Annotated in this window: 17 protein-coding genes; 12 read left to right on the top strand and 5 right to left on the bottom strand. The window is 42.0% G+C overall.

Annotation, left to right across the window (positions count from 1 at the left end; genetic code table 11):
* The first annotated feature begins 254 nt into the window (after positions 1 to 254).
* Positions 255 to 1,487 (top strand): serine/threonine transporter SstT, encoded by a 1,233-nt coding sequence (gene sstT / locus AAEZ02_RS10335; RefSeq protein WP_124013648.1) that lies wholly within the window; start codon positions 255 to 257, stop codon positions 1,485 to 1,487.
* Positions 1,488 to 1,562: 75 nt separating this feature from the next.
* Here sstT and AAEZ02_RS10330 read toward each other — a convergent pair whose 3' ends face one another.
* The 3 genes from AAEZ02_RS10330 to AAEZ02_RS10320 all read right to left on the bottom strand — a co-directional run bounded on the left by AAEZ02_RS10330 (position 1,563) and on the right by AAEZ02_RS10320 (position 3,584).
* On the bottom strand, positions 1,563 to 2,216 hold the full coding sequence (locus tag AAEZ02_RS10330; RefSeq protein ID WP_124013647.1) for an RluA family pseudouridine synthase: 654 nt from the start codon (positions 2,214 to 2,216) through the stop codon (positions 1,563 to 1,565).
* Positions 2,217 to 2,353: 137 nt separating this feature from the next.
* Positions 2,354 to 2,959 carry a protein disulfide oxidoreductase gene (locus AAEZ02_RS10325; protein WP_124013646.1) on the bottom strand — a complete coding sequence of 202 codons (606 nt, stop codon included), beginning with the start codon at positions 2,957 to 2,959 and terminating at the stop codon, positions 2,354 to 2,356.
* Between the two features lie 28 nt (positions 2,960 to 2,987).
* Positions 2,988 to 3,584, bottom strand: coding sequence for an acyl carrier protein phosphodiesterase (locus AAEZ02_RS10320; protein ID WP_101030212.1), 597 nt, complete (start codon positions 3,582 to 3,584; stop codon positions 2,988 to 2,990).
* Positions 3,585 to 3,777: 193 nt separating this feature from the next.
* On the opposite strand from AAEZ02_RS10320, the gene AAEZ02_RS10315 reads away from it, so the two are divergent.
* From AAEZ02_RS10315 to secF, 6 genes are all read left to right on the top strand, one after another.
* Complete coding sequence (locus AAEZ02_RS10315) at positions 3,778 to 3,966, top strand: hypothetical protein (protein ID WP_124013645.1); 189 nt, start codon at positions 3,778 to 3,780, stop codon at positions 3,964 to 3,966.
* 68 nt (positions 3,967 to 4,034) lie between these two features.
* Positions 4,035 to 5,075: a tRNA preQ1(34) S-adenosylmethionine ribosyltransferase-isomerase QueA gene (gene queA / locus AAEZ02_RS10310; protein ID WP_101030214.1), complete on the top strand. Its 1,041-nt coding sequence runs from the start codon at positions 4,035 to 4,037 to the stop codon at positions 5,073 to 5,075.
* A 142-nt stretch (positions 5,076 to 5,217) separates the two neighbouring features.
* Positions 5,218 to 6,342 (top strand): tRNA guanosine(34) transglycosylase Tgt, encoded by a 1,125-nt coding sequence (tgt, locus tag AAEZ02_RS10305; protein WP_124013644.1) that lies wholly within the window; start codon positions 5,218 to 5,220, stop codon positions 6,340 to 6,342.
* A 25-nt stretch (positions 6,343 to 6,367) separates the two neighbouring features.
* Complete coding sequence (gene yajC / locus AAEZ02_RS10300; protein ID WP_101030216.1) at positions 6,368 to 6,700, top strand: preprotein translocase subunit YajC; 333 nt, start codon at positions 6,368 to 6,370, stop codon at positions 6,698 to 6,700.
* Between the two features lie 17 nt (positions 6,701 to 6,717).
* Positions 6,718 to 8,568, top strand: a complete 1,851-nt coding sequence (secD, locus tag AAEZ02_RS10295) for a protein translocase subunit SecD (RefSeq protein WP_124013643.1) — start codon at positions 6,718 to 6,720, stop codon at positions 8,566 to 8,568.
* A 14-nt stretch (positions 8,569 to 8,582) separates the two neighbouring features.
* Positions 8,583 to 9,530, top strand: a complete 948-nt coding sequence (gene secF, locus AAEZ02_RS10290; RefSeq protein ID WP_124013642.1) for a protein translocase subunit SecF — start codon at positions 8,583 to 8,585, stop codon at positions 9,528 to 9,530.
* A 268-nt stretch (positions 9,531 to 9,798) separates the two neighbouring features.
* On the opposite strand, the gene AAEZ02_RS10285 is transcribed toward secF, so the two are convergent.
* The gene (locus AAEZ02_RS10285; protein WP_124013641.1) at positions 9,799 to 10,200 is read right to left on the bottom strand and encodes a DUF3224 domain-containing protein; all 402 of its coding nucleotides are present in this window, start codon (positions 10,198 to 10,200) and stop codon (positions 9,799 to 9,801) included.
* Positions 10,201 to 10,365: 165 nt separating this feature from the next.
* On the opposite strand from AAEZ02_RS10285, the gene AAEZ02_RS10280 reads away from it, so the two are divergent.
* The 5 genes from AAEZ02_RS10280 to AAEZ02_RS10260 all read left to right on the top strand — a co-directional run bounded on the left by AAEZ02_RS10280 (position 10,366) and on the right by AAEZ02_RS10260 (position 13,519).
* Positions 10,366 to 10,686, top strand: coding sequence for a putative signal transducing protein (locus AAEZ02_RS10280; protein WP_101030221.1), 321 nt, complete (start codon positions 10,366 to 10,368; stop codon positions 10,684 to 10,686).
* Positions 10,687 to 10,803: 117 nt separating this feature from the next.
* Positions 10,804 to 11,163, top strand: a complete 360-nt coding sequence (locus AAEZ02_RS10275; RefSeq protein ID WP_351122965.1) for a rhodanese-like domain-containing protein — start codon at positions 10,804 to 10,806, stop codon at positions 11,161 to 11,163.
* Between the two features lie 8 nt (positions 11,164 to 11,171).
* Entirely contained in the window at positions 11,172 to 12,083 is a 912-nt protein-coding gene (locus AAEZ02_RS10270; RefSeq protein WP_124013640.1) for a precorrin-2 dehydrogenase/sirohydrochlorin ferrochelatase family protein, read from the top strand.
* Positions 12,084 to 12,161: 78 nt separating this feature from the next.
* A complete protein-coding gene (locus AAEZ02_RS10265) occupies positions 12,162 to 12,698 on the top strand; it encodes a YaeQ family protein (protein WP_101030224.1) in 537 nt (178 codons plus the stop codon).
* 218 nt (positions 12,699 to 12,916) lie between these two features.
* Complete coding sequence (locus AAEZ02_RS10260; RefSeq protein ID WP_101030225.1) at positions 12,917 to 13,519, top strand: CBS domain-containing protein; 603 nt, start codon at positions 12,917 to 12,919, stop codon at positions 13,517 to 13,519.
* A gap of 58 nt (positions 13,520 to 13,577) precedes the next feature.
* Here the strand turns inward: AAEZ02_RS10260 and AAEZ02_RS10255 are convergent, their stop codons facing one another.
* The gene (locus AAEZ02_RS10255) at positions 13,578 to 16,025 is read right to left on the bottom strand and encodes a S8 family serine peptidase (RefSeq protein WP_124013639.1); all 2,448 of its coding nucleotides are present in this window, start codon (positions 16,023 to 16,025) and stop codon (positions 13,578 to 13,580) included.
* Positions 16,026 to 16,063: the final 38 nt, after the last annotated feature.

Genomic DNA, 16,063 nt, shown 5'->3' with positions numbered 1-16,063 from the left:
TGAAAACGAATTGATTGAAGTGTATTTATTGAGTGTGAGTTAATTGCACATCAATAAGTAAAATGAGCAGGGTGTTTTCAGTAATAGCATTGTTATTATCGATAATGTCATGAGTATCGTAGCATACGTGTTATATCACTATATGTTGTAAGGTGGTTAACGTGGATGTTACCAGTATTGTGATGTTTCCTTTTTAAAGATAAGCAAAATCTTGATCATAAAAAGCCATAAATATAATAATCATAGGTTAAACAATGAATCAAAAAAAATCTCTGTTAGCTCGTATCGCTAGCGGTAGCCTCGTGCTACAAATTATCAGCGGGATCATTTTGGGCGTGATTCTGGCAAGTATTTCAACAACGGGTGCCAATAGTGTGGCTTTTCTGGGCTCACTCTTTGTGGGTGCACTGAAAGCCATTGCGCCGATTCTGGTTTTTGTTCTGGTTGCATCATCGATTGCCAATCAAAAGAAAAATAGTCAAACCAATATGCGCCCGATTATTATGTTATATCTTCTGGGTACCTTTGCTGCGGCATTAACGGCGGTATTATTCAGTTTTGCGTTTCCAACCACCTTACTGCTAACCGCAGGCATTGAAGGCTCTAATCCTCCTCAAGGGATTGGCGAAGTTATTAATACCTTATTATTTAAAATTGTCGATAATCCGGTTAACGCATTAGTAACGGGTAATTATATTGGTATTTTAGTATGGGGAGCAGGCTTAGGGATAACCATGCATCATGCCAGTGACAGCACCAAGCAAATGCTTTCAGATGTCAGTGACGCTGTATCAAATATTGTCCGCTTTGTGATCCGTCTAGCGCCGATAGGTATTTTTGGCTTAGTGGCTGCTACGTTTGCCGAAACAGGTTTTGAAGCACTAGCAGGTTACGGCCAGTTACTCATGGTACTCGTGGGCTCTATGTTATTTATTGCCTTGGTTGTTAACCCAATTATCGTTTATGCCAAAATCAAACGTAACCCTTATCCCTTAGTGTTTAAGTGTTTACGCGGTAGTGGTGTTACGGCATTTTTTACTCGTTCAAGTGCTGCCAATATCCCGGTCAATATGGCCTTGTGTGAAGAGCTAAAACTGCATAAAGACACTTATTCGGTATCGATTCCATTAGGTGCCACCATCAATATGGGCGGCGCTGCTATCACCATTACGGTATTAACCTTAGCTGCAGCTCATACTTTAGGTATCGAAGTTGATTTTATGACGGCATTGTTATTGAGTTTGATGGCTTCTGTTTCAGCTTGCGGTGCTTCAGGTGTTGCGGGTGGTTCGCTATTATTAATCCCACTGGCGTGTAGCTTGTTTGGTATTTCTAATGATGTTGCGATGCAAGTTGTGGCTGTCGGATTTATCATTGGTGTGATCCAAGATTCTGCAGAAACCGCATTAAATAGTTCTACTGATGTGATCTTTACTGCTGCAGCGTGTGAAGCTGCTGAAGCAAAAGAGGCCTCTCAAGCCGGCTAATATTGTAAAGATATATTGATTGAAGAAATGCCGACGCGATTGAGTCGGCATTTTTTTCATTTAATTAGCTGCGAATTAAAATGGATGCTGACTAAAGAAAGTCATCTCGACTTGGCTGTAAGGGTGGGTAATCGTTAGCAATTGCGCATGTAAATTTAAGCGCTTACTGGCATTAATTGTCTCCGTATCGCCATAAAACTCATCCCCTAAAATGGCATGACCAAGCGACAGCATATGAACCCTAAGTTGGTGAGTGCGACCAGTGTGCGGTTTCAGTTCCATCAAGGTTGACTGTGGCCTATGTTCAAGCACTTGGAAGTAGGTCAACGCAGCTTTGCCAGAGTCGGTGAGCATTTGGAATGGTGGCGAATCAGGATTAGGCCCAATGGAGACGTTTACTTTGCCTTGTTGTTCATTGACGTAGCCCATGACTTCGGCAATATACACTTTTTTAGCTTGGCGATTTTGAAATTGAATTTTTAAATGCGATTCTGCTTTTTTAGTTCGAGCAAAAATCATGATCCCAGAAGTGTCACAATCTAAGCGATGGATCAGAATGGCTTCAGGATAGCTTTGTTGCAAGCGAGTGATTGCCGTATCGTGTGTGTCAGGTGAACGTCCTGGATTTGATAATAGGCCTGAAGGTTTATTGATGACGATAATGTCACGGTCTTTATAGCGTATGTCCAACCATGGGATCGAAGGAGGTTGATAAGTAAAGATGTGCATTATGAGTTATTCTCTTTAATTGAGTCAGATTCAGGTATTCGTATTACGAAAAATTAACGTCGCCAATACTACCGCCGCGAATACTAACAAAGTTTTACTCATAACAAAAAATCAATTGTCCAGTTGAACAGAGGCGTTTAACTAAAGGCGGGTGACCAAGTCGCTAACCACAAGCGCAATGACATTCCCCAACCGCTGGTCACGCCTGAGGTAACAAAACGGATATTATTGTTGGTATCAATGATATAAATAGCGGGTAAAGCCATTGCACCCCATTGTTGGCTTAATAACGCAGCCTGAGGTTGGTATTGTTGATTGATCACTTCAAAATCATAATGATGTTGTTGCATAAAGCGACTAATTTCAACATCAGATCCTGAAGCTACCGCAATGGAAATAACCTGATAATCTTGATTAAGATTAACCGAGTTGACCATAGGAGAGGTCACTTTGCATACCGGACACCAAGTACCCCAAAAATAGATCAAGGTGGGTTTATTGTTGGTATTCATCGGTCTGATATTTATTTGCGTGTTAGTAGAGGTTGAGGTAAACAATGATATGGGTTTATTGGCTATCGTGTGGGCTTGAATTGGCGTGGCGATACCTGTTCGCATATCTCGTTGTAAATAACTGGCAAGCGTGAACAATACCACTGCGATGAGTATTATATCGCGAAGGCTAGTTAGCCAAAACCGCCCGGATGTGAGTGTGGATTTTAGGTTAGTTAACCATGATGTCATACTTAATTAACTCCATTATTGCTCGGTGTTAAGGTAAATATTCAGCTGGAGTTTTACGACTATAAACTTTGCTATAGGCCATTAATTGCGGATAAAAGGTTCTAAATGCAATTTCAATATCAATATAAATCTTATCAATATCGTTAATGGCATGATCAAACAGTTCCGGTTTTGATAAGCGACGACTCACACCTTTAATCGCTTGATCTAATCCTTGCCTTGTTTGGTAACTACTTAACCAATCTTGCTCAATAATTTGTGGCGCAATTGCCTGTAATGTCGGGGGTAATTCAGGTGTCGTGCTAAGTTGATGGTATGCTTTTTGGCAAAATTCATCCAATGGCTGGTGATGATACTCTTCCCAATAAAACGCTAAGTAATGATCAAAGACTAAATCAACCAGTATCGGTGCAACGCGGCGTGAGGTTTTAGGGAATAACTTGAGTAAGTCGATAATAATTTCATGGCTGTCAGTAACTTGGTCTATCTGACGGTGAAGCCATATCCCTTGTTGCAGATGTTTTGGATGTTGCTGTATATTACCTTTTGCGAAATCGCCCGACAAATTAGCGACTAGGTGAGTGTTGCTGATGTCGGCTAAATGTAAGTGAGCTAAAAAGTTCATAAATTGTACTTCTAATTTTATTATTTTACAGTATGATACTAACCGATTGTAACAAAGCGTTACGAAGTGGCGAGTGTGTAGACCTAATGATAACGCTTTATCGAAAAATGTCATTGAGTATTGAGCATCTCTCGTTGTGACGGCTAGAGGTCAGTGCTTTTAAAGGGTATAGGATTAATTATAGGGATCAAGGATGATGAAAGATTGGTTTAAAAAATTATTGGGCAGGTCTACAGCGACCAAAAGAAATAAAGTATACATCGACATGCGTTATGAAGTGCATTCATATAAATCGAATGAAATCTTTTACGCTGCTAAGCCTAATCCGATTACTAGCGATGATCTCGACACTGAGATCATAGAGCAAAAGCCGACAACATAATCAGTAAACTTGATCTTAACCTTTGCTCGCCATAGACTAGCGGCCGTTTTTACTGTTGAGATAATACTATGCGTGTTGCAGATTTTTCATTCGACCTACCAGATGAGCTGATTGCTCGCTATCCGACAGCACAACGCAATGCCTCGCGTTTACTCACGCTAAGTGGCGAAAACGGTGAGCTTGTTGACAAAAAATTTACTGATTTACTCAATATGATCAATCCTGGTGACTTGATGGTGTTTAATAACACTCGAGTCATACCAGCGCGTTTATTTGGCCAAAAGTCCACTGGCGGTAAGCTTGAGATCCTCGTTGAACGTATGCTGGACGATAAACGTATTTTAGCCCATGTTCGCAGCTCTAAATCCCCTAAAGTTGATACCCTTATCGATTTAGACGGCGGATACCAGATGAAAATGTTGGCGCGTCACGATGCCTTATTTGAACTTGAGTTACTTTCTGATAAAACCGTATTAGAAGTGCTTGAAGACGTCGGTCATATGCCTCTGCCGCCTTATATTGATCGTCCAGATGAAGATGCTGATAAAGAGCGTTATCAAACGGTATATAACCAAACACCAGGCGCTGTTGCAGCACCGACCGCAGGTTTACACTTTGACGACGCTATGCTGGCTGAACTAAAAGCTAAAGGCGTCAATATTGCTTTTGTGACATTACATGTTGGCGCGGGTACCTTTCAACCAGTACGGGTCGATAATATTCTGGAGCACAAGATGCATTCAGAATGGGCAAACGTTCCTCAAGATGTCGTTGACCTCATTGCGCAAACTAAAGCCAACGGCTATCGCGTCGTTGCCGTTGGCACGACGTCTGTTCGTTCACTTGAAAGTGCAGCTCGTGCCAGTGGCGATGGTCCACTAAAAGCCTTCAGTGGTGATACCGATATTTTTATTTACCCTGGCTTTCAATTTAAAATAGTCGATGCCATGGTGACCAATTTTCATTTGCCTGAGTCGACATTAATCATGCTATTAAGCGCTTTTGCCGGTTTTGATGAAGTGATGAACGCCTATCAGCATGCGATTACGCAAAAATATCGCTTTTTTAGCTACGGTGATGCAATGTTTGTGACGAAAAAAGCCCCCTAAGCAACGAATTTGATTTAAAATACTCGCCCACAGTAGTGGGCGTTTTTTTGATTTAATGTGTCAGTAACCTTGAAGCAGTAAAATTCGCCCTCATTACTATAGAAACTAAACGAGTCAGACTGTTTATCTGGCAAGGTGATTTATGAAATTTGAATTAGATACAACAGATGGTCGTGCTCGTCGCGGACGTCTTATTTTTGATCGTGGCACTGTTGAAACGCCTGCATTTATGCCAGTGGGAACTTACGGTACGGTAAAAGGTATGACGCCTGAAGAAGTGCGTGCTACCGGTGCCGATATTTTATTGGGTAACACCTTCCATTTATGGTTACGTCCTGGTGAAGAGATCATGCGTAAGCACGGTGACTTGCACGACTTTATGAATTGGCAGCGTCCTATTCTAACGGACTCAGGTGGATTCCAAGTGTTTAGTTTGGGCGACATCCGTAAAATCACTGAAGAAGGTGTCCATTTCCGCTCACCAATTAATGGTGAAAAGATTTTTTTAGATCCAGAAAAATCAATGCAAATTCAGAATTCTTTAGGTTCTGACGTGGTAATGATTTTTGATGAATGTACCCCATATCCTGCAACACATGACGAAGCGCGTAAGTCGATGCAAATGTCACTGCGTTGGGCAAAACGCTCGCGTGATGAATTTGACCGCTTAGAAAATCCAAACTCTTTGTTTGGCATTATTCAAGGTGGGGTATTCGAAGATTTACGTGATGAGAGTGTAAAGGGTCTTTTAGACATAGGTTTTGATGGCTATGCCGTTGGTGGCTTGGCTGTGGGCGAGCCTAAAGCTGATATGCACCGTATTTTAGAGCATGTTTGCCCGCAAATTCCAGCTGACAAACCACGTTATCTAATGGGTGTAGGTAAACCTGAAGACTTAGTGGAAGGTGTTCGTCGTGGCGTCGATATGTTTGACTGTGTGATGCCAACGCGTAATGCCCGTAATGGCCATTTATTTACCAGTGAAGGTGTGATTAAAATTCGCAATGCACGCCATCGTGATGATACAGCAACATTAGACACTAAGTGCGATTGTTACACTTGTAAAAACTATTCACGTGCTTATTTGTACCATTTAGATCGTTGTAATGAAATTTTAGGTGCGCGTTTAAACACCATTCACAATTTACGTTATTATCAAATTTTGATGGAAGGTTTGCGCGGCGCAATTGAGACAGGTACATTAGACGCCTTTGTTAAGGAGTTCTACACCAGTCTAGGTCGTGAAGTACCTGAGTTAATCGATTAATTTTAGCTAATAAGAAGAGAGAACTATGTTTATTTCAAATGCATATGCAAGTCCAATAAGTGGAATAGCCGGTGGCGAAACCATGCAATTAATTTTCATGCTCGTCATGTTTGGATTAATTTTTTACTTTATGATTTTCCGTCCACAGTCAAAGCGTGTTAAAGAACACAAAAACCTAATGGCGTCGATTTCAAAAGGTGATGAAGTGTTAACCAGTGGTGGCATTCTCGGTAAAGTGACCAAAATCGCTGATGAAAGTGATTATGTGTTATTAGCTATTAATGATAATAACCAAATCACGATTAAAAAGGATTACATCGCAGCGGTATTGCCTAAAGGTTCTATTCAGTCGTTATAAGCCAAGAGGGCTATGGTGTGTTAAATAAATACCCAATGTGGAAAAACATCATGGTGATGCTTATCATCGCCGTTGGTAGTTTTTATGCAATTCCAAATTTGTTTGGTGAAGATCATGCAGTACAGATCGTCGCGACTCGCGGCGCTGAAGTCACTGTATCGACACAAACGACTGTCGTTGATCTATTAGAGAGTCAGGATATTGCCGTAAAGCGCGCCGAGCTTGAAAATGGTCAGTTATTAGTTCGCGTACAAAATCCTGAGCAGCAGTTGGTGGCGAAAGAGGCTATCGCTGAACTACTTGGTCAGAAATATACCGTTGCGTTAAACTTAGCACCGGCAACCCCAGCATGGCTTGAAGCTGTTGGTGGGTCGCCAATGAAGCTAGGTTTAGACTTGCGCGGTGGTGTTCATTTCTTAATGGAAGTGGACATGGGCGAGGCGGTCCGCAAAATGGAAGCGGCTAAAATAGCTGATTTTCGCAGTCAGCTTCGTGAAGAGAAAATTCGCTACGCCGGTATTCGTAAAACCCCGAAAGGGATTGCGATTAAGTTTCGTGATGCTGAAACGGTTGTCGAAGCTGAGGATTTTTTAAAAATCCGCAGCAATGACATGACCTATACCGATGCGAGTAGCGGCGATGAGTTTATGCTTCTTGCTACCATGAGTGATACCTACCTTACGCAAATTAAGGAAGAAGCACTGAAGCAAAACATGACCATCCTTCGTAACCGTGTCAACGAGCTTGGTGTCGCTGAGCCTGTCGTACAACGTCAAGGCGCAGAGCGCATTATTGTTGAACTGCCAGGTGTACAAGACACTGCTCGTGCAAAAGAAATTTTAGGTGCTACAGCATCAATTGAATTTCGTATGGTTGATGACAAGGCGGATGTAAGTGCCGCGGCAAATGGTCGTGTACCTGCCGGTGCAGAAGTGTACAAACGTCGTGAAGGCGGGATTGCCGTATTGAAGAAAGAAGTCATGCTCACTGGCGATCATATCACCGGCGCGCAACCGACTTTTGACCAATACAGCCGTCCACAGGTTGCGATTAATCTTGACGCCGAAGGCGGCTCGATTTTCTCGAACGTTACCAAAGACAATATCGGTAAGCCAATGGCTACATTGTTTATCGAATATAAAGATAGTGGTACACGTAATCCTGATGGCACAGTGAAAATGACTAGGATTGAAGAGGTCATTTCGGTTGCCACTATCCAGGCTCGTTTAGGTCGTAATTTTGTGATTACGGGTCTTGAGCACTCTGAATCACAGAGCTTAGCGTTACTGTTACGTGCCGGAGCGCTTATTGCTCCTATCACTATCGTAGAAGAAAGAACGATTGGTCCAAGCTTAGGCGCTGAAAATATCCAAAACGGTGTTCAAGCAATGGTTTGGGGCATGGTTGTTGTGCTTATATTCATGATGATTTACTACCGTGCGTTTGGCTTTATTGCCAACTTGGCATTGATGGCTAACTTAATCATGGTTGTTGGTGTGATGTCGATGATCCCTGGTGCGGTGTTAACCTTACCTGGTATTGCTGGCATGGTATTAACGGTGGGGATGGCAGTAGACGGCAACGTGCTTATTTTTGAACGTATCCGTGAAGAACTCCTAAACGGCCGCAGTGTACAACAAGCCATCCATGAAGGTTATGGTAATGCGTTTTCAACCATTGCAGATGCCAACATTACTACCTTTATGACAGCGTTAATTTTATTTGCTGTTGGTACCGGTGCGGTTAAAGGCTTTGCTGTTACCTTAATGATAGGTATCGCGACTTCGATGTTTACAGCCATTATTGGCACACGCTCAATCGTGAATGCGGTTTGGGGTGGTAAACGCGTTAAGTCATTGTCTATCTAAAGGAGAAGTTGAATATGTTTCAGATATTTTCAGTAAAGAACACCGTCGACTTCCTTCGTCATGCAATGCCTATCAGTGTGATGTCGATGATCTTAGTGATAGCCTCATTTGTGTCGCTGGGTGTCCAAGGCATTAACTGGGGATTAGACTTTACCGGTGGTACTGTTGTTGAAATGGAGTTTTCAGCTCCTGTTGACTTGAGTGCTTTACGCGCGAAGATGACTTCAGCGGAAGCTGAAGGGGCGGTAGTACAGAACTTTGGTTCCAGCCGCGATATATTGGTTCGTTTACCGGTAAGAGAGACCTTAAAAAGTGATGTGCAAGTAGCTGCAGTATTAGCTGCTGCTCAAACTATTGATTCTGCTGTAATTCAAAAGCGAGTTGAGTTTGTTGGACCACAAGTGGGTAAGCAATTAGCAGAGCAGGGTGGCTTAGCGGTTATTGTTGCGCTTATTTGTATTCTTATCTACGTATCATTTCGTTTTGAATGGCGTTTAGCAGCAGGTTCTGTTGCGGCGTTAGCCCATGACGTTATTGTGACTTTAGGGGTGTTTTCGGTATTACAGCTTGAGTTTGACTTGACTGTATTGGCAGGTTTATTGACGGTTGTAGGTTACTCACTTAACGATACTATCGTGGTGTATGACCGTATCCGTGAAAACTTCCTTAAAATGCGTAAAGGTAGCCCTATAGAGGTTGTGAATACCTCAATCACTCAGACCATGAGTCGTACTGTGATAACCACAGGTACTACATTAGTTACCGTTATTGCGCTGTTCTTAAAAGGCGGCACAATGATCCATGGCTTTGCGACGGCATTGTTATTAGGTATTTTTGTTGGTACATACTCATCGATTTTCGTGGCCAGTTATTTAGCCGTTAAATTGGGTATCAATCGTGAGCATATGTTACCTGTAGAGATTGAAAAAGAAGGTGCAGATCAACCTGCAATGATGCCTTAATAGGCATGATTAATATCAATCACTAAAAATAAACCCTGGCTCTGCTGGGGTTTATTTTTTTATGACTAGGTTATTTCTTTGTTGGCTTAAATGAACTTCACAGGCAGCGACTAACGTTTTGTACCACTGAGTGTGTGGATCGATTATCAATGCTTCCCACCCATCACAGCCTAGTATGTCAACGGTGCTAAAAAGCAATCCAGACGGCGTGAGCTTGACCGTGGTTCTAAACGTGCCGATATCAGTATCTAAACGAGAAATGGTTACCTTAGTCATGATATAGGGTGATGGTGTAATCAGCTTGACCATTTTCGGTTGAGGTAAACTCTCCGTGGCCAAGATAGTGTTGCAGGTTATGGGTCCCCGAGTCCGCTATTACGCTAAATTGGCTTTGTGCAACGCCTTGTGAAAATAATCCATCATGTTGTAATACTAATGTACCCGCTATTTCGGGGGTATTTATGGTTAAGTGCTCTATCCCTACAAATACCGCAGAGCCATCTTTTTGATACGACATCACACAGCGGTTCTGTGCAGCACCACTGATATCACCAGAGTAAGTTTGGGCAATTTCTGCAATGGTTTGTTTGCTGCTATCATCATGTTCTGCATAAGCAGTTTCATTCCAAGCAGTGATTTGAAAGATACCTTTTAAGACTATTTTTGTCATCTAGCATCCCATTAATGATGTTATTGAGTGCGAATGACTCATACAGCGTTAAGATAATCATTGTTTATGATAAATGTCCAATTTATAAACAGTACTCGACAGATTTTGATTGAGGCAGTAGGATGAAATTAATTTGCCAGCAAGAGCAATCACGGTGGATAACGCATGGAACAACGAAAAGTATTATTGGCCGGTGGTAATTTATTACAGGCTCACACATGGAAAGGGCTACTGGAAACCAGCGGAATAGACGTTGATCTTAAAGGTGAAGCTCTCATTGGTGGTGTAGGAGGTTTGCCGATTGAAATGCAGACGGTTGAGTTATGGGTAGCAGACAGTCAACTTGTCGCGGCACAAACGCTACTGGATGCACATGATATCGAACAGCCTCAATGGCAATGTGTTCAATGCCATGAAATAAACGAAGGAAGTTTTGAATTGTGCTGGCAATGTAGTTCGCAACAAAGTGAAATGCATAACGAATAAGCGCTTGTATAAGATTATTTTTTTCTTAAACTAGTGAGTAAACCACTTTTAGGTTTATGACGTATGTAGTGCTAATTTGTCGCTAATGAGTGACTTTACTTTACTTAAGGAAACCCTATGCAAGCAACCCCAGCATTCGCCAGTTTGGTTGATTCTGTTATGCCTCATGTCACCTTGTTAACCATTGAACAATATCAACAACAAGATCAATGGCTATTAATTGATGTACGAGAAGATAACGAGTGGCTGCAAGGTCATTTACCCAATGCCAAACACTTGAGCCGCGGCATTATTGAACGCGATATAGAGCATCGTTTTCCGGACAAAAACACCCCGTTATTGCTTTATTGCGGCGCGGGTCAACGTGCAGCGTTATCGGCCTATAATCTACAACTTATGGGCTATACACAAGTCGCTTCAATGATTGGTGGGTACCGCGCTTGGATCCAACATCAATTTTCTATTGTTGAAGACTGAGTAGATTAATGCAATATTTCCCATTGTTTGTGGATACTCAAGGTCTACAGGTTTTAGTCGTTGGCGCTGGTGAGGTCGCCACGCGTAAATTGGATTTACTGTCTCGTACTGATGCTCATATTCATGTAATAGCGCCTGTGATCGCTAATGACATTGAAAACTATCATACCCAAGCTCGGATCCAGTTGTCTCGTCGTGAAGTGTGCCGTGATGATATTGCCAACGTCGATATCATTTACCTCGCCACTGCCGATGAGCAGTTGAATATGGAGTACGCAGAATTAGCGACTGAGCGTGGAATTTGGGTCAATGTAGTCGATAATCCTAAGTTTTGCAGATTTATTACGCCTTCAATAGTGGATAGAGGCAGGTTAGTCGTTGCCATCAGTACCGCTGGCGCCGCGCCAGTTTTTGCTCGAACTATCCGTTCACGACTCGAAACGATGTTACCGTCATCGTTAACGCCTTTATTTGATTTTGTTGCCAGCAAGCGAGAGGAAGTTCAAGATAAATTACTTGCAGGTAAAGATAGACGTTTGTTTTGGGAACGATTTTTTACCACTAACCAAGATAAATTTGATACGTTAACCGAGCAGCGTTTCCATAACGCTTTTCAAGATTTTAGCGTTAAAGGTGACATTATTCTATTAACTGAGGATACGCCAGCACATTTATTGCCTATCGCAGCAATGCCCTTGCTACAGACGTTAGACGTTGTCTTCAGTGATAACCCGCTTGACAGCGAGTTTAATGAGTTATTAAGGCGTGATGCAAGCAGAGAAACGCTACCATTATTAAGTGATATTACCCATCAATATGAACATGGAAGTCGTATGTTAATAGTGTCTTCTGTTGCAAAAGTTGCCCAGTTAAGTGCGCATTTCCCCATGGCCAAACATCTACGCCCTGGCGCTATTTAACCCGATAAGTACGATGTCCTATTATGCCGAGTCTACTTTGTAGTAGACTCGGTTTTTTTATGTTAGTTGGAACCCTTTATGGCCGCTAAAGCTACCGTTTTTAAAGTATTACTGCAGATAGCAGATATGGATCGTCATTATTATGCCGATCATCAATTTACCTTAGCGCAACATCCCTCTGAAACGGATACCCGTATGATGGTTCGTTTATTGGCGTTCGCCTTAAATGCCTCTGAGTCATTAGTGTTCAGCAAAGGGTTAAGTGTTGATGATGAAGCAGAACTTTGGGATAAAAATCTAACGGGTGAAATCGATCTTTGGGTTGAGTTTGGCCAAGCTGATGAGAAGTGGCTCAGAAAAGCCTGTGGTCGCTCAAAACAAGTCATTCTTTATACTTACGGTGGCAGAAGTGTACCGATTTGGTGGCAACAGAACCAACAAGCGTTTACCCGTTACGATAATTTAGCTGTGATTAATCTTCCTGAAGATGCAGTGAAACAAATGGATGTATTTGTTAATCGAAATATGACATTGCAAGTGAGCATTAGTGAGGGACAAATATGGTTGTCGGATGCAAACAATAGCGTATTAATCGAGCCTGAAACCTTAAAATGATCGAGATTGCACCTAGTGGTCATTATCATATTTACGACCACAAAAAAGTGAATTTAACCTTAATTTAGCAAAAGTTAATTAAATTTAATCAAAAGGGTCTTGTACTAATAAAAACACAGGCAGATAATTAATTCATGTAGTGGACATCATGAAAATATATAACCAATTAATATATATGGTTTTTTGTTTCTTGATGGTTGTTGATTAAGGATGTTATTGTGAAGAAGTTAGCCCTATACCCAGTAGAAAAAATTGATGAATTAACCTCTCCTGATGTTCATGAAGATATATCAGTACTATCTTCAGCGCTAAATGTGTTCACTGACTTTAAGAAAGTGACTCCGCTGGTTATTGAATCAAATACATCCGCTGTTAACGTTGAACATTTAATGCAGAAATCTCATGTTCGTCTTAAATTAGTGATCGATAATGCAGATCGATTTATAGGTTTAATCAGTTTTGAGTCTTTACATAATCAAGAGATATTAAAACGTGTTGCAGCCGGGCATCAACGTGAGCAATTAAGTGTAGCGGATTTTATGATCCCTAAAGAAGACCTTAAAGCGATTGATTATGAAGATTTAAGTTATGCAAGAATTGGCGATGTGATAGAAACATTAAAATCTGCAGGACAGCAACATTGTTTAGTATTAGACCGTGTAAACCATGCTATCTGTGGTGTGTTGTCTGCTAATGATATTGCTCGGCGATTAAAACTTGCTGTCGATGTGAGTACGCCCAATTCATTTGCTTCAATATTTGAAGTTATTTCGAATAGTCAGCAGCCATCAGTGTTGCAATCACCGCAGCCTCATGTTTAATCTATAAATAATAAAAATAGCCACATCACGTGGCTATTTTTGCGTTCAATTGAATATATTATTGAAAGCTTAAGCTCCAAGTGTCGATATATCCGCTGTCTTGGTTTGCATTATCAACGGCTTTTAATGTCCATATACCACTTGATTCAACACCTGCCATATTAGCTGTGTAAGTCTGGGTTAGGTTATCGGTTCCGCCACCTGTGTTGTTATGAATAACAACCGTTTGACCTGTAGGGCTAACTAACTGGATTTTTAAATCGCCGATATAAGTATGAATAATCCCGATAGACACCGATACCGTTCCTGAATCGCCAGTGCGGTTAACATTTATAGGGCTGACTATGCCAGTAGTATTATTATCTGGAATAGTATAATTACCCGTATTAGTGTAGCTTGCTGGACCTCCAGTGTTACCACCACTCGTATTACCAGCAGTGTAATTAGCGACTAAACTGACACCGCTAAATGCACTGTAACCTTGTACCATCACATAATAAGTACCAGATTGAGGCGTCGCAATTGGGCAAGACTCTGCATTACCACTTTTCCAAGGACGACAGTCATAACTGCTGCTGGTAGGTGATGCGCCATACTGCACATACAAGTCAGCATCGCCTGTACCACCACTCATGGTAAAGCTTAAGTCTTTTGCACCTGTTGGCACATCTAACGAGAAATATAGTTCATCACTTTTTGCACCAGCTAAACCGGTTTTAACAGCGCCTTTTTCAAGTACACTGTCTCCAGATCCGGTTCCCGGATCGGTTGGACCATTACATGATTCGTCTAGATAAGCTTTTGCTGCAACGGCATTAATCATCCCGTAACCTGTTTGGTTATCACGACCCGCAACGTTTAAGTCATCTGCGGTTGCATTGAGTGCAGCACGCACTTGGCTAGCGCTACATTCTGGATGATAACTCCACACTAATGTGGCGACACCTGAAACATGCGGCGTTGCCATTGAAGTACCATTATAATATGCATAATCTCGGTTCCCTTGGTTGCTCACCGTGGTTGATTGCCCCAACTTGGCTTTAAGAGCAAGCCCTGTTGTCCGATCGATAGAAACTGAAGGCACTGTAATGTCACTATTTGCATCAACCAAAAATGGATTTTGTAAGCCAGGTAACGCACTATTACTGTAAACAATGATCCCAGCTGCCCCAGCATCTTTACAGGCTTTGGTTGAGTTTATTTCTGGATAGCTTGAGCCTTGATTGCCGACTCGCTCGACTAAACAGATTTTGTTACTCATATTACCGCAGTTAACACTAGTACCACTCACGGTACATTCTGCCAGTGTGGCCGTTGCACTTGCGTTAATAGGTGCAGCAGTGTAACTGCTTCCAGATGGTGTCAGACGGTTATGCGGCACTACGCCATTACTAAAATACGACTGAGCACCAATGGTGATATCGGCCAAACGTCCTTCACCAACCGTTACGGTTGAAAGAATCGCTTCACCGGGGCCGGATATTTCAACTTGATCTGTATATTGTGAAAACGCGGCATGATCCAGATTGCTATCAACCGCTGCCACCGACATCACACCGTCGTAAGATGCTGGATAGCTGTAACTACTGTCTCCTGCGTTGCCTGCTGCTGCAATTAATAATACCCCATTATTATAATGATTATTCAATGCATTACGCTCAGTAGTAGTTGAACCGCTGCCACCTAAACTCATTGTGACTACATTGGCGCCACCTGAATTAACACACGTATCGATAGCGGCCACGAGTGATGATGAGTAACCCCAGCCAGCTTCGTTAAACACTTTTACCACATGAATATTGGCATTTTGGTTAGGCATAACCCCGACCACACCTTCGTTATTTGCAATTGCCGCAATAGTACCTGCCACATGGGTTCCATGGGCATTATTGTTACCTGGTTGATACCAGTTCCCTGTACCTGAGTTATTGGTTCCCGTAACGTTGTTTGCATTTAAATCGTTGTGGCTACGATCGTAGCCAGAGTCGATAATACAAATAGTGCGATTACCTGCTTGGCTGTCACTGAGTACTGTCGCGCCAACAAAGGTTTGTCCCCAAGGTGTTGTTTCTGCAAGTAGTCTACGTGGTGAATCCTCTTCAACATATTCAACATCTTGGCGTAAACGCAATGCTTTAATCGAAGGCGAGTCGAGTTTGACCGAATAACTATTGCTACGACCAACGCGTTTCATTTCTCGCGCTTTTACGCTGTTCAAGGCGCGAAATTGACTGAAGACTTCATTTGAGCGAGGCTCATAAGACATGCTATTTGTTTCTGATTGCACGTCCACATTTTGTACTGCAGAACTGTCGCTGAATGTTTGTGCTGCGTTGTCATTTCTAAACTTAACAATATAACGTTTTGGTAACGGAGATTGTTGTTCAATTTGTTGGTTAGTTGCAGAGAGTTGCAAGGGGGTCGGAGCAGCATTGACTTGAGTTGAAATGGCTAACGCGAGTGCTGTCATGCTAAGCACGACAGCTGGGTTTTTATGCTTTTTCATATTATCTTCCATGTTACGAGGGTGACGTAATGTCTTTT

The sequence above is a fragment of the Shewanella sp. T24-MNA-CIBAN-0130 genome (genome assembly GCF_040310185.1).
Taxonomy (GTDB): domain Bacteria; phylum Pseudomonadota; class Gammaproteobacteria; order Enterobacterales; family Shewanellaceae; genus Shewanella; species Shewanella psychromarinicola.
Note: the sequence above shows the minus strand (reverse complement) of the source record. Positions and strands in the feature narration are given on the sequence as shown.

Coding starts and splice junctions, on each gene's coding strand:
- sstT (WP_124013648.1), top strand. CDS start 255: ATGAATCAAAAAAAATCTCTGTTAGCTCGTATCGCTAGCGGTAGCCTC.
- AAEZ02_RS10330 (WP_124013647.1), bottom strand. CDS start 2,216: ATGCACATCTTTACTTATCAACCTCCTTCGATCCCATGGTTGGACATA.
- AAEZ02_RS10325 (WP_124013646.1), bottom strand. CDS start 2,959: ATGACATCATGGTTAACTAACCTAAAATCCACACTCACATCCGGGCGG.
- AAEZ02_RS10320 (WP_101030212.1), bottom strand. CDS start 3,584: ATGAACTTTTTAGCTCACTTACATTTAGCCGACATCAGCAACACTCAC.
- AAEZ02_RS10315 (WP_124013645.1), top strand. CDS start 3,778: ATGATGAAAGATTGGTTTAAAAAATTATTGGGCAGGTCTACAGCGACC.
- queA (WP_101030214.1), top strand. CDS start 4,035: ATGCGTGTTGCAGATTTTTCATTCGACCTACCAGATGAGCTGATTGCT.
- tgt (WP_124013644.1), top strand. CDS start 5,218: ATGAAATTTGAATTAGATACAACAGATGGTCGTGCTCGTCGCGGACGT.
- yajC (WP_101030216.1), top strand. CDS start 6,368: ATGTTTATTTCAAATGCATATGCAAGTCCAATAAGTGGAATAGCCGGT.
- secF (WP_124013642.1), top strand. CDS start 8,583: ATGTTTCAGATATTTTCAGTAAAGAACACCGTCGACTTCCTTCGTCAT.
- AAEZ02_RS10285 (WP_124013641.1), bottom strand. CDS start 10,200: ATGACAAAAATAGTCTTAAAAGGTATCTTTCAAATCACTGCTTGGAAT.
- AAEZ02_RS10280 (WP_101030221.1), top strand. CDS start 10,366: ATGGAACAACGAAAAGTATTATTGGCCGGTGGTAATTTATTACAGGCT.
- AAEZ02_RS10275 (WP_351122965.1), top strand. CDS start 10,804: ATGCAAGCAACCCCAGCATTCGCCAGTTTGGTTGATTCTGTTATGCCT.
- AAEZ02_RS10270 (WP_124013640.1), top strand. CDS start 11,172: ATGCAATATTTCCCATTGTTTGTGGATACTCAAGGTCTACAGGTTTTA.
- AAEZ02_RS10265 (WP_101030224.1), top strand. CDS start 12,162: ATGGCCGCTAAAGCTACCGTTTTTAAAGTATTACTGCAGATAGCAGAT.
- AAEZ02_RS10255 (WP_124013639.1), bottom strand. CDS start 16,025: ATGAAAAAGCATAAAAACCCAGCTGTCGTGCTTAGCATGACAGCACTC.